Origin of the sequence: Prosthecobacter sp. (assembly GCF_044222345.1) — a bacterium.
Taxonomy (GTDB): domain Bacteria; phylum Verrucomicrobiota; class Verrucomicrobiia; order Verrucomicrobiales; family Verrucomicrobiaceae; genus Prosthecobacter.
Window position 1 is genome coordinate 1 of sequence record NZ_JBGANL010000041.1, and the last position, 15342, is coordinate 15342.

14 protein-coding genes are annotated in these 15342 nt (G+C 60.9%); 4 read left to right on the forward strand and 10 right to left on the reverse strand.

Going from position 1 to position 15342, the window contains the following annotated elements; genetic code table 11:
* The 7 genes from ACILSL_RS19435 to ACILSL_RS19465 form a co-directional block, all read right to left on the reverse strand.
* Positions 1-215: hypothetical protein (locus ACILSL_RS19435; RefSeq protein WP_395733721.1), on the reverse strand; the 215-nt coding region annotated here is incomplete at its 3' end.
* Positions 216-298: 83 nt separating this feature from the next.
* The gene (locus ACILSL_RS19440; protein ID WP_395733722.1) at positions 299-604 is read right to left on the reverse strand and encodes a type II toxin-antitoxin system RelE/ParE family toxin; all 306 of its coding nucleotides are present in this window, start codon (positions 602-604) and stop codon (positions 299-301) included.
* Positions 601-879: an addiction module protein gene (locus ACILSL_RS19445; RefSeq protein ID WP_395733723.1), complete on the reverse strand. Its 279-nt coding sequence runs from the start codon at positions 877-879 to the stop codon at positions 601-603. Before ACILSL_RS19445 ends, ACILSL_RS19440 begins: the two co-directional genes overlap by 4 nt.
* Entirely contained in the window at positions 872-1594 is a 723-nt protein-coding gene (locus tag ACILSL_RS19450; RefSeq protein WP_395733724.1) for a hypothetical protein, read from the reverse strand. Before ACILSL_RS19450 ends, ACILSL_RS19445 begins: the two co-directional genes overlap by 8 nt.
* 5 nt (positions 1595-1599) lie before the next feature.
* Positions 1600-3777 carry a thioredoxin domain-containing protein gene (locus ACILSL_RS19455; protein ID WP_395733725.1) on the reverse strand — a complete coding sequence of 726 codons (2178 nt, stop codon included), beginning with the start codon at positions 3775-3777 and terminating at the stop codon, positions 1600-1602.
* Positions 3778-3844: 67 nt separating this feature from the next.
* The gene (locus ACILSL_RS19460) at positions 3845-5773 is read right to left on the reverse strand and encodes a hypothetical protein (RefSeq protein ID WP_395733726.1); all 1929 of its coding nucleotides are present in this window, start codon (positions 5771-5773) and stop codon (positions 3845-3847) included.
* Between the two features lie 78 nt (positions 5774-5851).
* The gene (locus ACILSL_RS19465) at positions 5852-8881 is read right to left on the reverse strand and encodes a DUF2339 domain-containing protein (protein WP_395733727.1); all 3030 of its coding nucleotides are present in this window, start codon (positions 8879-8881) and stop codon (positions 5852-5854) included.
* Positions 8882-8970: 89 nt separating this feature from the next.
* Here ACILSL_RS19465 and ACILSL_RS19470 point away from each other — a divergent pair, with 89 nt between their 5' ends.
* Together ACILSL_RS19470 and ACILSL_RS19475 are read left to right on the forward strand one after the other, a co-directional pair.
* The gene (locus ACILSL_RS19470; protein ID WP_395733728.1) at positions 8971-9846 is read left to right on the forward strand and encodes a LysR family transcriptional regulator; all 876 of its coding nucleotides are present in this window, start codon (positions 8971-8973) and stop codon (positions 9844-9846) included.
* A gap of 218 nt (positions 9847-10064) precedes the next feature.
* Complete coding sequence (locus ACILSL_RS19475) at positions 10065-10721, forward strand: hypothetical protein (protein ID WP_395733729.1); 657 nt, start codon at positions 10065-10067, stop codon at positions 10719-10721.
* A gap of 84 nt (positions 10722-10805) precedes the next feature.
* Here the strand turns inward: ACILSL_RS19475 and ACILSL_RS19480 are convergent, their stop codons facing one another.
* Positions 10806-11774: a hypothetical protein gene (locus ACILSL_RS19480; RefSeq protein WP_395733730.1), complete on the reverse strand. Its 969-nt coding sequence runs from the start codon at positions 11772-11774 to the stop codon at positions 10806-10808.
* Between the two features lie 211 nt (positions 11775-11985).
* On the opposite strand from ACILSL_RS19480, the gene ACILSL_RS19485 reads away from it, so the two are divergent.
* Positions 11986-12411 carry a thioredoxin family protein gene (locus ACILSL_RS19485; RefSeq protein WP_395733731.1) on the forward strand — a complete coding sequence of 142 codons (426 nt, stop codon included), beginning with the start codon at positions 11986-11988 and terminating at the stop codon, positions 12409-12411.
* Positions 12412-12448: 37 nt separating this feature from the next.
* Here the strand turns inward: ACILSL_RS19485 and ACILSL_RS19490 are convergent, their stop codons facing one another.
* Positions 12449-13234, reverse strand: coding sequence for an NIPSNAP family protein (locus ACILSL_RS19490; RefSeq protein ID WP_395733732.1), 786 nt, complete (start codon positions 13232-13234; stop codon positions 12449-12451).
* Between the two features lie 74 nt (positions 13235-13308).
* The gene (locus tag ACILSL_RS19495; protein WP_395733733.1) at positions 13309-14217 is read right to left on the reverse strand and encodes a sugar phosphate isomerase/epimerase family protein; all 909 of its coding nucleotides are present in this window, start codon (positions 14215-14217) and stop codon (positions 13309-13311) included.
* A 135-nt stretch (positions 14218-14352) separates the two neighbouring features.
* Between ACILSL_RS19495 and ACILSL_RS19500 the strand changes: the two genes are divergently transcribed.
* A complete protein-coding gene (locus tag ACILSL_RS19500; RefSeq protein ID WP_395733734.1) occupies positions 14353-15321 on the forward strand; it encodes a hypothetical protein in 969 nt (322 codons plus the stop codon).
* Positions 15322-15342 lie beyond the last annotated feature (21 nt).

The window sequence follows — 15342 nt, forward strand, 5'->3', positions numbered from 1 at the left end:
GAAAATGTCTCCACATACCGCCGCTGCCCTTCCGCATAAATCGTATCAAACGCCAGCGACGACTTCCCCGACCCGCTCGGCCCCGTGATCACATTCAGCTTCCCCAGCGGCAGATCCAGATCCACCCCCTTCAAATTATTCTGCCTCGCCCCACGAATGCGAATGACATCATTAAGAGACTTCCGGGCGGCAGATTTTTTGGCAGTTCGAGACATGGAGGCGCGAAATTAACGATACGCCCCCCGCTGGCAAACGGGCGCTGGGATGGTGAAAAAGAAAAGCGTGCCGTTTATCCTCTTTAGCCAAACCAGTCTCGAATGCGTTTGCGCAGCGGCTGCAAATCCCGTCGCATATCCACAAACGAGAGCACCACCACGCCCCGCGCTTCCGGCGAGTAGATGATGCTGTAACGATGCGCGATGAGCATTTTTCGCGTGGGTTTCTCGAAGTAGCTGCCCATCTGAGGCTGCGCCGAAAGCAGTTCCAGCATGCGTTGCACTTCTTCGATCAGACGGACACCGCTGTTCTCATGGGTGTCTTCAAGTTGCTCATAGACCTCCTGAAGCTCGCGCCCGGCTCCCGCAGTCCAAATGATTCCCTTCATGCTACCCTTTGGCGAGAAAAGATCTTTCCTTTGAGGTCATCCCAGGAGATGCCGCTGTCAGGATCATCGCGATACTCCTGAAGACGCTGCTGCACCTGCTCCCGCAACGCTGGATTTCGTTGTGCATCGAGCAACGCATCCAAGCACAGCTCCTCGGAAAGCTGGAGCTTGTCTTCGACACTCAAGGAATGAAGAGCGGGATGTTGCTCAATTACCATGACCGTATAATACGAGGGGGGATTGGCGGGCTCAAGGAGTGATTTGGGATCAGCCAACGGTAAACTCCAGTTTTGTCACCAGGAATTCATCGAACGGCAAGGCATAAGGCTGACCGTCGTATTCCACATAAATGCGCCCGTTTCCGACACCCAAAATCTTCGCCAAGTCTGGCAGAGGCTGAGCAGTCGGTTGCTCTGGCACGTTGAAATATTGAACACGCCACGAGACAGGGGTGCCGGGCACATTGGATTTTTCGAAAACACAAAACCGCTGGGTACTCCAACAGAGATCATCATAGACCACAACCGTGTGATCTTTGGGGCAGTAGAAAATGCGGTTTCCAGAAGAACCCTCATTGCCGGTCGAATAAAGACTTTCTGCCTCAGCGACCAGCTTTCCATCCCAGAGAAGCTGATAACGAGATGCTGTGCGTGTGGGACCATAAGGACTTCCGTCGGCGTGGGTGGCTTTTCCGAGCTTGAGCTTCAGAGTCACATGGTCTCCGAGTTGCATGGACTTGAAACGGTGGCCCGGTCCTTTGGACTCGTCTGTTTGCGGGACATCATCCTGAGTGCACTGATATCGGCCATAACGCTCCACAAAACGGGCTTTCGCCTGACGAAGAGCATCGTCCATCCGCTGTATCTCAGTCCGAGCACGAGCCTGCTCGGCTTCGTAAGTGCGTTTCCACTCGGCTTTTTCTTTGTAAGCTGTCGAATGGCATCCTGTGAGAGTGCTCACTCCAAGGATCATTAAATAGATTCTCTTCATCGGAGCTATTTCCCCAGCACCCTCTCCAGCCCCTCCACCGTCGTCACCGGCGCCTGGCACGTGAAATTCTGGCACACATACGCCGCAGCCTCGCCATTCACCGGCTTCATTTCCGCGACCACCTCGTTATGCTGCGCCAGCCACTGTTGCCCTGCCCCGCCATCAGCGCACAAAATCACCGCCGTCGGCAGAAACCGCCGATGCACATTCCCTGCCAGCGACTTGAACCCCGCGCTCCCCACATCACCCGCCAGCACAATCTGCTGCTTGCCGCGATGATGCAGATCAAACGCAATCGCCATCATCGGCACCGAGGACGGGCTGCTCTGCAGCGTCGAACCAAAGAGCGCAAAAATCCTCTCCGCCTCCTTCTTCCATGCATCCTTCGCCAGCAGCGCGCTCAGCCGCACCAGGTTGAGCGCTGCCAGCGAGTTCGGCGAAGGCTCCGCACCATCATAGTCCTCCTTGATGCGCAGCACGCTGTTCGGCATGTCCGTGTGCACGCTGTAATACCCGCCGTTCTTCGTATCGAGAAACAGCGCGTCCATCTCCGTCTGCAAAGCCGTGGCCCATTGCAGCCACTTCACATCAAACGAAGCCTGATACAAATCGATCAGCCCGTGAATCACACAGGCGTAATCAATCGCAAAAGCCCTCGGCCCGCGCTCCCCTTCCCGCCAGGACCGGTGCAGCTCCTTGCCCGGTGTGGTGCAGAGCTGGTCATGCAAAAACTCCGCCGCATCCGCAGCGAGCTTGATCATCTCCGCATCCCCAAACGCAGCCCCGGCACGCGCCAGCCCTGAAATCATGAGCCCGTTCCACGCAGCGATCACCTTGTCATCCAGATGCGGCCTCGGGCGCTTCGCCCTCGCCTCAAACAGAGTCGCCGTGCCTTGGTCGATGAGCGCCTTGATCTCCTCCGGCGTCTTCTTGAAATACTCAGCCGTCTTCTTGAATGAAATCGCTCGGTACAGCGTGTTCAGCCCCTTGAGCTCTCCGTGCGGATCGCTCTCCGGCCTCGCATTCCCATCGCGCCGCGCACCATACGCATAGCGGAAGATGCTGCCGTTTTCCTTGCCCAGGATCTCATCAATCTCCGCCGCTTTCCACACATAAAAAGCCCCTTCCGTTTTGTGCTCCGCCTCGGCACTGGCCAGACTGTCGGCATCTTCCGCCGAGAAAAATCCGCCATCCTTCTGCCGCAGGTCGCGCTTCACATACGCCACCGTACTGCGCACGATGCTCTCAAACATCGCATTCTGCGTGAGCTGCCAGGCCTCCGTGTACGCCGTGAGCAGTTGCGCCTGATCATACAGCATCTTCTCGTAATGCGGGATGTGCCAGTAGCCATCCACGCTGTAGCGATGAAACCCGCCGCCGATGTGGTCGCGCATGCCGCCATTCGCCATTCCCCGCAGCGTCTTCACCGTCATCTCCATCGCCCAGTTGCTCTCGGACTCACGGTCATTCCCCTTCCGCTCCGCCAGGATGCGATGCACCCGCATCAGCATGTTCAGCGTCGTCGGGCGCGGGAATTTCGGCGCACTGCCAAACCCGCCCTCGTGATAATCAAACGAGCCGGACAGATCATCATACGCCTTCTGCACCAGCGTCTCGTGATTGATCTCATCCAGCGCCGTGTTTTCGTTGTCCAGATGGTCCTGCAGCTTCTCCACGGACCGCGCCGCACGTTCGTCGATCCCCTTGCGGTCCTCCGTCCACACCTTGTGCAGCTCGTTCAGCAGGTTCTTAAAGCCAATGCGCCCCGGCGTGTTCTCCGGCGGGTAATACGTGCCGCCATAAAATGGCTTCAGCTCCGGCGTCAGAAACACGCTCATGGGCCAGCCGCCATGACCGCTCGCCGCCTGCACATAGGTCATGTATGTCAGGTCCACATCCGGCCGCTCCTCGCGGTCCACCTTGATGGGAATGAAGTTGTCATTGATCAGCTTCGCTGTCTCCTCGTTCTCAAACGACTCGCGCTCCATCACATGGCACCAGTGGCAGGTCGAGTAGCCGGAGGAGAGAAAGATCGGCTTGTCCTCCGCCTTCGCCTTCTTGAACGCCTCCTCCCCCCACGGCAGCCAGTTCACCGGGTTGTGCGCATGCTGTAGCAGGTAGGGCGACCGCTCCTTGGCGAGGGCGTTGGTAAATTTGGGGGGCTGGCCGGTCGTGTCACTCATGGTTGGGGGGTAATGAGATAACGTCCGCATGAGGGCCGGGGTTGCAAGGCGAAGCCTTGACCTTCCCTCACTCCACCTTCCCCGGCAGCATCTTCGCCACCACCCACAGCAGCGCTCCCACCACCAGCGCCAGCGCCGCCCAGAGCCAGGGGCCCCCTTTGCCGGTGGCACCGCTGGGATCCGCCTCATATCCCGGCAGCTTCTCTTCCTCGCCCAGTGTGGCCGCGATCTGGGTGGCCTTTTCAAATTCAGGCCTCACAAGCTGGAGATCGTAGCGCGTGTACGGCGCGCGGCGGTTGCCGTAGCAGATTTGCACCGGCGTGGTGTCCGGCACCCGAAACATCAGCCGCACCACCGGATACACCACCCGCGCAGCGGTGATCTGCAGCCGCGCATTGTCACCATTGTCAGTAGCCACACGGATCGAGGCGGCGCGTGGGGACGTGTAGAGCGCCAGATGAAAGGTGCTGGCAGACTGGCCCGGCAGACGCTGCCAGTTGGCATGGCTCAGGGTGCGTTCGTAATGCCCCTTCTCCGTCACATTCTGCTCGGAAACGCTGAGCGTCCGCGCAAACAAAGGCGTGGGAGACTCCAGCAGCAGCTCGCTCGCCGGGAAATTTTTAAACGGCATCTGAATGTCCCATTGGGACCACCTCGGCTTCTCCGGATCGGCCACTTCCGCGATGGAAACTTCGACCTCCCGGTCCACGCCCGGTTTGATGGCGAGAAACGGCAGCTGATGCCCGTCCCGCACCACACGCACATCATGCAGATCATTCGCCGTGAGAGCCAGCACCTCGGGGATCAGTTCCACCACCAGCACCCCGGCCTCCTTGAACTCCACCGGCCTGCGAAACGACCACGGTGAAACATCGATCTCCGGACCCACATCCCCCACATCAGGCGCGGTGGCCTTTTTGCTGAAGGCCGTGTTGGCTTCCACGGCGCTGGCCATGGCGGACTGCGCGGAGGCATCGCGCAGCTTCTCACTCAGCGTGGCGATGTCATAGCGCGGCTCCGGGGCCTGCCCATTGCCAATGTAAAACTGCCAGTCCCCCGCCGCATCCGCTTGAAACACCACCGGCACCGGATGCCGCGTCGCTTCGATGCTCTCGATCTTCAGCGGCGGGCTGTCCCCATTGCGAATGACGAGCTCCACCTCCCGTGTGGTCGCCAGCTGATGCACGCCGATGTCGAGGTCCTCCGCACTGCGGCCCTCATGCTGCAGCCGGAAGAGCGTGCCACGCGCGCCCAGCAGGCTGGCCTCACGTTGAAACACCGCCTCAGGCGTGTGCAGCCGCACCTTGCCCAGCAGAACATTCGCGCTCCCCAGATCGAGCTTCAGATGCGTTTCATCCCCGGTCTCCGTGCGCCCACGGATCTTCACCGCCTGCGGCAGCGTGCGCCACTCAGGCAGATCCCGCCGCACCCGCGCCCCGGTAAACACCACAGGCTTGCTGCGCGCATCATCAAGCGTGATACGGAAATGCGTCCATGCCGCGGGGGCGAAAGTAAAGCGCAGCCGCTCCGTCCCGTTCTGTCGGCACAGCAGCTCGTTGCTGGCCAGCCTCTCCCAGCGGCTGCCATCATGGCTCGCTTCAAACGTGGCGGACTTGATGAAACTGGTCGCCGTGGTTTGCAGCAGCACTTCCGAAGTCGTGCTGCCCGCAGGCGGCCGAAATTCCAGCACGGTGTTCAACGTGCTCGGATTCAGCGCGGCCCTAAACTCGGGAACCTCCACCATCTCCGGCCGGATGATCCGTGGCAAAGCGATGATGTAGGGCGTCTCCACATTGCCGGGACTGATGATCCGCAGGTCATGAAAGGCCGCGCCACCGTTCGTTTGCGAGGCGTCCAGCAGCTCCGGTTCAAGCTCGATGCGCGTGAGTCCCGGCTGCGCGACCCGCACCGTTTGACGATGCGTCCACGCGGCAAAGTCAGCAGCACCGGCGATCGAGGAAAGGCACAGGGCAATGAGCAGAAGAGGCGGTTTCATGATTGGAAAAAAGTACTCATGAGCTTTAGCTCATTCCGGGGCGCAGGGTGGTCACAGAAAAATGTTATAGTTCCAAAATCACTTCGGGTCATCACTAAGAAAACGTTGATACAGGAACGAAGCGGCCAGGGCAATAACGGCCACCACCATCAGCGCGCCAATGCGGTAGATGCTTTCGATGTTCGCCAGATCATGCAGAAACAGCTTCAGCAGCGCCACCGCCAGCAAACCGATGCCGGCATAGCGCGTGGGCGCGTTGCGCTGCCAGATGCCGATGATGAGCAGCACCAGCGCATACAGCGCCCAGGCGATCGTGTAGGTCATGTCACGCCCGAAGTTGCCATCGAAGTCAAAGGTGATCGAGCGTTCCCCCGCAGGCGTGAACGCATCCGCGATCTCAATGTTCAGCAGCAGGAAAAGCAGGACTCCACCGAAGGCGCAGAACACACCTCGCAGATTCACCTCGCCCCAGCGATCTCCCGGCGGCGTCAGCCAGCGTGCCGCCGCAAACATCGCCAGCGCTGAAAGGCTGTAGGCATAAAGCTGCCAGTTCAGGATGGCCGTCTCACCGCGTGTTTGATACGCCAGCACCGCCGGGTTCAGCGCCAGCCGCACAAACGCCGCCACCAGCAGCACCGCGCCCGTGCCACGCAGCCCCTCATGCGGTACCCGGCGGAAGAGCCAGCACAGCGCCGCACCCTCCAGCGCCCAGCCCAGCGTGATCCACTGCTTCTCAAACTGGATCGGGAAAATCAGCGTGATGAAAAACAGCGCCACACCCCCAAACCACGCCAGCTGCGTCAGCCGCGCCGGATTCTCCGTGCCGTGCTGCTTCAGCACAAAGACCAGGCACAGCAGCGGTGCCACCGCAAACGCCACCGGCAGCAGCCCCATCATCTCATTCGGCCAGGTCAGTCCTACCACACGATACACCAGCCCAAAAGTCCCCAGACCCGCAGCCGCCGAGGCAATCCACGGCAGTTGCCGTGTGGCAAACAACTTTTGAAACACCAGCGGAAACGCCGTGAAGAGCGCGTAGAAGCCCACATACCACAGCAGCGGTGTGGTGGCATGTTCCGCATTGAAACTCTGCCCATGCCACGCCCACTCCAGCGCCAGCACACAGCCCAGCGCCGTCGGCACCAGCACCGTGATCCCGCTGATGTGCGCAAGCCCCAGCAGAAACACCGTGAGCAGCAGAGCCAGACCAAACACCGGCGAAGGATCAATCACGTGCAGATGCAGCGTGGCGAGAATCAGCAGCGCAAACGGCAGCACCGCCGAACTCACCGGCAGCATCGCCGCCAGCGGCACCTTCGGCATTTTGCGGGCAAGAAAACTACTGGCCACTCCAAACAGCACCGCAAAGCCGCCCAGCACGATGAGGAACATCCCCAGACCGCCGGCCGTATTCGCGGGCAGTCGAAACAACCACGCTCCCGCCGTGATGAGCGTCAGCGCCAGTGCGGCGAGCACGGGGATCAGAGCACCCGTGAAAATCGCCAGACCGATGATGAGCAGATCCACCAGCAGGATCGCCGGCCACAGCATCAGGCTCACAGCATCCAGACACAGCACCGGCATGAGCAGCAGCACCAGCGTGATCACCGGCGTCCAGCACATGAACAGCGTGGTGGACTGGCTGCGGCGCTGCCACAAGACGGCGAAGGCCGTGTGCAGCAGGCCAAAGCCGAGATAAATGCCCAGCGCATAAGGCAGCAGCTCGTCGGTGAGCCTCGTCGCGGTCCAGATGGAGAGATGTAGAAACGTGAGTGCCGCAGTGATGCCCTGCGCCCTTGCCACACGCGGCTGCTGCCACACGATCAGCAACACCACGGCATTGATCCCAAGCACAAAGCTGTACAGCAGCGTCGGCCGCTCCGTGATCGCACCGAAATCAAGAAACAGGAACGCGGCACAAAGCGCACTGCCGCACAGCGCCAGCGCCGCACTCGCCGGGTAGGCGTCCTCATCCTCACGCTGCCGCGACCACCAGGCAGCGAGCATGAACAAAGCGGCAAAGCCAAGAAATACGATCACCGGAATCCACGTGGCCGAGCCCATGGCATACCCGGACGCCCGGAAAAATTTCACCATCCACCCTGCCTGCATGATGATCGTGCCACCCGCCGCCAGCGCCGTCAGGTGCAGCCAGCGCTTGTGCTTCGCCACCGCCAGCACCCCAATGTCCAGCAGCGCGATGTAGCCAAACAGCCCGCCGGGATTGTCGTGGCCGGTTGAGCAAAGAATCGGCGTCAAAAAGCCGCCCAGCATGCCCAGCACCGCCACCACCTGCGCCTCCATCCGCACCGCCAGCAGGAAAGCCGCCGTGGTGATCAGCGTCATCATGCCAAAGGTTACCAGCGCATGATTGAAGGGCGGAATGTGGTACAGCGCATGCGCCGCAAAACTCACGCCATACAGCACCACGATGCCCGTCGCGCACAGCGTATGCGCCAGCGTGGCATACGGCTTGCGGCGTTGGATCACCACGCCCGCACCCACAAGCCCCGCGCCAATGACAAAACCAATTGCCGTGCGCAGTTCGGGAGAAATCCAGCCGCGTTCGATGCTGAGCTTCACAAAGAAAATGATGCCTAGAAACAGGGCCAGCCCGCCCACCCACGCGAAGAGCTTCGCCCCCATGAATTGTTCGAGGGAAAGGCTCGGCGCAGGTGCGCGTGTTGGTGCAGGGCGTGGCTTGGGCTCCACCGCTGGCCTGAAGTCCGGCGCAGGTACGGCAGCAGCGGGGACGAATGTTTTGGCCGCAGCGGGTTCAGCAGGCGGCATCGGCGGCGGTGCCTTCACGAAGACGGGTGCAGCCGAAGGAGTCGGCGCATGCTTGGCGATGGCTTCAGGCGTTGCCACCGGGGCGGCGGCAGCCGGAGCCCACTGCGCGGGCCTGGGCCCGGCTTCGAGCACCTCGATGCGCCGGATCAGCCGCGCCTCGCGCTCGATGCTCTTCGCGGCGATCTCCCGCAGCGAGCTGATTTCAGCACTCAGCGCCTCTGTTCGCCGCCGCGCCCTGACCGCAAAGACAAGTGCAATGATGGGCATGATGAGCACCGCGCCGCCGATGATCACGAGAAGGAGAATGATTTCGTCCATAAGTTGTCCCAGTCTCTCAGGATCGGCAGACAAGGGAAATTGATATTTCCACGTGGCATCATTGATAAACCGTATAGCCTTTCACCTACATGAACGTCCATCACCTCGAACTCTTCTACTATGTGGCGCGTCACGGTGGCGTGAGTGCGGCGGCCCGGGCCATGCCCTACGGCATTCAGCAGCCCGCCATCAGCGCCCAGATTCTCCAGCTCGAAGATGCCCTGGGCGTCACCCTGTACCAGCGGCGTCCCTTCCAGCTCTCCAGAGAGGGGCAGACGCTCTACGATTTCATCGCGCCCTTCTTCGGCGGCCTCACTGAAATGGGCGACCGCCTGCGCGGCGGCGGTGAAAACCGGCTGCGCATCGCCTCAGCCGAGGTCGTGCAGCGGGACTACCTGCCGGAGCTTTTCGGCCGCATGCAGCGGCGGGTGAAAGGCTTTCATTTCACCCTCACCCATGGCCGTCAGCAGGAGATCGAGGCCCTCCTGGCTGCGCAGGAGGTGGACATCGGCTTTGGCACCCTGATGGAAAAAACCGTCGCCAACATCGAATCACGCGAGCTGATTCGCCTGCCCATGACTCTGCTGGTCCCCAAGCAAAGCGGCATCACCAAGGCCGAGCAGATCTTCGAAAAGGACCGCATCGATCTCCCGCTCGTCGCCCTGGAGGCCAAAGATGTGGTGTCGCGTTCCTTTCAGGCCGCCTTGCGCCAGCGCGGTGTCGAATGGCTCCCCAGCCTCGAAGTCGGCAGCTTCGATCTCGTGCTGCGTTACGTCGTGGAAGGTTTCGGCGTGGGCTTGGTGCTGCGCCATCCCCGCATTGAACTTCCGCCCAATGTGAAAGCCCTCGCGCTGGATGATTTCCCACCCCTCTGCTTCGGCGCCCTGTGGACAGGTCGCCTTTCCCCATTGGGAGAAGCATTCCTCGCGGAAGCCACTGCCCTCGCGGCCGAGCTGGCCCCGTAGTGGGAGACGGCTTCGACGGCGACGGGCTGAGGGCAGCCAGCCCTGCCAGCGCCAGGCTTGCGAACGCCCTGTTGCGCGAGGTAGGGCGGCTTGTCCTCAAGCCGCCGCCGAGCGTCTCCATGCTCGCTTTCTGGAAATCCGCTTCGAGAAACGCTATCGTCACGTTCCGCAACAATCGAATGAATAAGCGTTGAGCCTGCGCGTCGGAGGTGAGGATTATGAAAATCAAATCGCTCTCACTTCTGCTCGCTTCACTGACTGTCGCCGTTTCTCTGACCTCCTGTGATGAGTTCGCAGGCCCTTATGCCTCCGGCTATGGTTATGGCGGTGGCTATGCATCCCGTCCCAGCTACTACGGCGGCGGCTACAACTCGCGGCCCGTGGTGTCATACAACAGCTTTAACAGCTACAACTCACGGCCCTATTCCGGCTATTCATCCCGCTCTTACTCCACGCCCAGCTTCGCCTCGTTCTTTGGCGCACCCTCGCATCACTCCAGCCGCGGTTACTCATCTCCTTCCTACTCCAGTCATCACCAGCACCATTCGTCCAGTCACTCCAGCGGTGGCTTTTCCAGCAGTCCCTTTTCCTTTGGCGGCAGCTCTCATCACTCCGGCGGCGGCACGCACCATTCCGGCAGCACTTCCGGCGGCTTTGGGGGTGGCTTCAGCGGCGGCACCACGCACCACTCCAGCGGCAGCTTCGGCGGTGGAATGGGTGGCGCACCCTCCGGAGGCTCCGGCTTCGGCGGCAGCTCCCACCACAGCAGCCACTCATCAGGCGGTGGTTTTGGCGGCGCACCCTCGGGCGGTGGCACTTCCAGCCATTCCAGCGGCGGGCATCACAGCGGCGGCCGCCACCATGGCATGCATTGAGGTCCGGAACGACCTTCAAGACATGGGATCAAATCAGCGCCCGGAGACTTTCTCCGGGCGTTTTGTTTGCAGCCCCGGTTCAGCTCACTCCTGCGGCAGGTGGCCGATCACACGCGGCTTGCCCGTGCCTTCCCACAGCATCAGCGCGGGCCCTTTGTTTTCCTCCGTCGCATCTCCGCAGAAAAACACCCGTGGTGTGCCGCCGATCTCAATGGCGCAGAAGCCCGCCGCATATTCCATGTCATCCGCAATGACCTCGGTTTTGTTCAGCGAGTGGGCCATGGCATCGAGCTGATCTTTTGCACTGGGAGAATCGTTGGAGGTCGGCGCGTACATGGGCTTGGCAGGCAGTGGTGTGCGCAAAATCGCGGACATGTGGCGCCCGCGCAGCTGGGCATAGATCCATTTTCCTGCCGGGGCCACATGCTGCACCCACAGGCTCCCACCATTGGCCTCGTCCGTGTTCATGATGGCCAGAGGCGCGATCCGCGCTCCCACCAGCGTGCCCAGCCGTTCCATTCCGGTGTCTTCATCCGTCTGGATGCCCCCTTCCCACACATCCCCGTCACTCACGAAAAACAGCCGCCCATCATCGGAAAAAACACCGCCTGTCGCGCTGCTCACGCGGCGGCAGAAAATGGACAGAAAGGTGTGTTTGCCGCCCGGTTTGCGACCGTAAAAAGTCCCCAGGCTCGTCGCGTCCGCCGTTTCATTGCCACTCACAAACAGACAATCCGTCAGCGGCGTGCCCGGCACCGTGGCCACAAACAAATCCGTCGCGCCCACCACCGGCGCTGTGGCGCAGACGCGCTTCACCGGTGTGGCGGCACCCGGCGTCCACACCCACACACTTTCTTTCGCCAGAAACAAGGTTTCACCCTCGCTGCCCGCCGCCACACTTTCGATGCTCTCCTCCTTCAGTTCCGCAGGCAAAGGCGCCTGCGTGATCTTTCCCGTGGCAATGTCCACCTGCAGCAGCCCCGTGCGGCCCCGGCTTCCCAGCCCCATCGTCACCGTCCTGCCGTCTTTCGAAAAGAAGGCCTCGTTGGCCATGCCGGGTTGAACCAAAAGCGCGAGTGCAAGAGTAGCACTGACAAGAAGAACCGGAAGCCGTGAGATGCTCATGGCGCACGGGATAAGGCACCCTGCTGGCAAGTCAATGCACATCAGTCACCACCATGATTTGTCTATCACACGCAAAATACCGGAATAAAAACCGCCACTATCGCATCTCACGATTCGTTCTTCCATCACCCCCTACACCATGAAAAAAACCATCATCCTCATCCTCGCCGCCGCCACGAGCCTCGCTCTGGCCAGCGACTTCCCCAAAGGCAGCCCGGATTTCAAAGACAGCAGCACCGCCGCCATGAGCGCCGCGAAAAAATCCGGCAAGCCGGTCATCCTCGTCTTCTCCGCCGCTTGGTGCCCGCCCTGCCAGGCCATGAAGCATGACGTCTATCCCAGCGCCGAGGTGAAGGCCTTTCACGACAAGTTCGTCTGGGCCTACATCGACATCGATGATGCGCGCAATGAACGTGCCGCCACCAAATACGGCGTCAACGGCATCCCCCACATCGAGTTCCTCAATGCCGAGGGCAAAGAGGTCGCCAAACAGATCGGCGGCACCTCCTCCGAAGCCTTTGCCAAAACTCTCCAAAACGTGCTGACCAAGACGAACAAGTCTTGAGCAGCCGCGATCACGGAGCCGGGGTTATCCCGGCTCCTCAGATCTGCGAATACGCCGTCGGCACCAGCACCAGGTTCGTGATGCGTGACACGATCTCCTTGTCCGTAAACCCGGGCGTCGTTTTCAGCTTCGTCCACTCCGGATCAACTCGAAAGGTGTTCCACGCCTGATCCTTCGCCGCCGCATCACTGAAGCTCAGCATGTACGTCAGGTTCGGCATCAGCGGCCCCACAATGGTCTCGCCAAAGAAGACCGCATTCAGGCCACTGCGCTTGAAGATCGCCAGCTCGCCGATGTTGAACATCTCGATCTTCTTCTTCCCCGTCTTCTCGCTTGGGCTCTCATAGATGCGCAGCTGGTAAACCTGGCTGCCCTTCGCTGGCACCTCCATCGCAGGCATGCCGGCGATCCCCTGTGTCAGCCAGCTCTCGACACGCTCGTACACCGCATCCGCCGCCGGTGCATCCAGATAAGCCGCGCCCTGCTGCTGCAAAGCGGTGTCTGAGAGCAGCTCCGCCGTTTTCGCAAACTGCTCCAGCGAGCCATACCGCAGCACCACATACACCACCGGCGTCCCTTCCGCCTTCTCCGGCAAAAACACCCCAACGTTGCGGACACCCAGCCGGTTCAGCGCCGGGATCGCCGCATCCTTCAGGTAAGCCTCTAGCACACTCTGCTTCTCAGCCCCTTTGAGCGTATACTTCCGAATCTCAAAATACTCCCGCGCAGCCCCGCTTGGCGCATCCGCAGCAGGCAAATTTTGAATGGCGCCCACCAGCCCGCTGGCCGCCACGGTGGATTTGAGAAAAGTGCTTCGTGTCATAAAATGGGAGTGAATGGAACGTCGATGCTGACGAACGAGCCTCGAAACGTCAATCTCTTAAAATAGAGCGTACTTCACCCCGCCTTCGCCAGCGCACCTGCCAGCACCCCATGGCACTTCTTCGCCGCTGCCACAGGATCATACCCCGGCTTGTTGAAAATTTGCCCGCTCACTTCCACCACCACAGGACCAGCATAACCATGCTGCTTCAGCGCCGTGAAATACTTCACATAATCGGTCTTGCCCTCGCCCGGCAGCAGGAACTGAAACTTCGCCGCATCACCCGTCGCGTCCTTCACATGAATGAACTTCGTGCGCGGCAGCAGCAGCTTCATGCTTTCTTCCATGTCGATGCCCTGCAGCTCAAAGTGGCTGTAATCATACGTCACCTGGATGGCCGGCGACTTCACCTGCTCCAGCAGCCACAGCAAACGCTCCGGCGAGTTCACCGCACTGCCCACATGCGCCTTGATTGCGATCGTTGTCTTCTCCTTCTCCGCCACCTCAGCCCACGACTTCAGGCGCTCCACCATGCCCGCCTTCTGCTGCTCCCACGTCGCCGGTTTTCCACCGCACACCGTCTCCATGATCGGCGGCTGCGCTGCATTCATATCACGCGCCACCTGCGCCGCATCCTTGATGCTCTGCAGATTCAGCGCATGCGCCTTGTCATCCGCTGTCAGGCTCAGGTTCACCATCAGGCACGGCACATCCAGCTTCAGCGCCGCAAGCTGCTTCACCGCCTCCGCCCGCGCCTCCGCCGTGAAAACCTTCGGCTCACTCGGAAACCCCGCATTCAAAGCCAGCTCCACATTCGCATAGCCGATCTCAGCACACGTTTTGAGCGCCTCGCTCAGAGACAGCGTCTTCATCCCATACAAACTGAATCCCAGACTCACCCCTCCCGGCGTCGCAGCCCGCGCGAATGACGGCAGGGCGGCAAACCCCAGGGCAGTGTGAAGAAAGTGGCGGCGTGTGGTCATGAGAGTTGGGTGGCTTTGTCTGATAAACTACCGGGCGCTGCATTCCTTGCATCGGAAGTTTCACCACCCTCACGTCGAATCAGTGAGAGACAAAACACCGCCGCCCCGTTCTCGCGACATCCCGCTCTTCTGACCATGACACGCACCTTCCATCACATCGCCCTTTGGGCCTTCGCACTCCTCTCACTTCCCATGGCCGCAGGGGCTGCGAACGAAGCCAGGACACTCAATGTCCTCTTCATCGGCAACAGCTTCACCGCCCGCCACAATCTTTCCACCGTCGTCAAAGCCATGGCGGAGGCCGGCAACCCGGGCCTCACCTTCAATCGCACCGATGTCATCTACGGCGGCCGCACCCTCAAAGACCACTGGCGGCTTGGCACCCAAAACATCGTCAAACAATCCACCCTCACCGAGGCCGAGGAGAAAGCCACCATCGCCGCACTCGAAAAAGACGCCGCCGCCAACCCCAAGGACAAGTATGCCCCCAGCGCTCTCGCGCGCCATCGCGACCTCCTCCCCAAGATCGACGCCAACCGCAAGCCCTGGGACATCATCGTCCTGCAATCCTACCGCGATGACGTCGAAGGCGACCCCACGCTCTATGCCGAGTATGCACCGAAGTTTGCCGAACTCGCCAAAGCCCAGGGTGCTCGCGTGATCCTCTACGAAACCACGCCCGCCACCCAGAACGAGAAAGCCCTCACCGCCCCACCCGACCCGGCTCCCGTCCTCGCCAAAGAAAAAGCCATCGCCACGCTCGCCAAAAAGATCGGAGCCTCCGTCGCCCCCATGGCCCTCGTCGCATTACGCTGCCAGACCCAGCGGCCAGACCTCACCCTGCGCTTCGTCAATGACGCACACCTCAATCAGACCATGGCCTACCTCACCGCCTGCACTCTGTATGCAGCCCTTTTCAATCAAAGCCCCGTCGGCCTGCCCATCGACACCATCACGGACATCCGCACCCAGGAAAAGCCCGCCCCAGACAAAACCAAGGACCGCGATGGCGCCCCCCTCGCCCGCAAATTCTCCGACAAAGACCGCGCCGACCTCCAGCGCATCGCCTGGGAAGGCTGGCAGGAATTTCAGAAGCTGCCGTGATCGTTCTCACAGCCTCCCGCC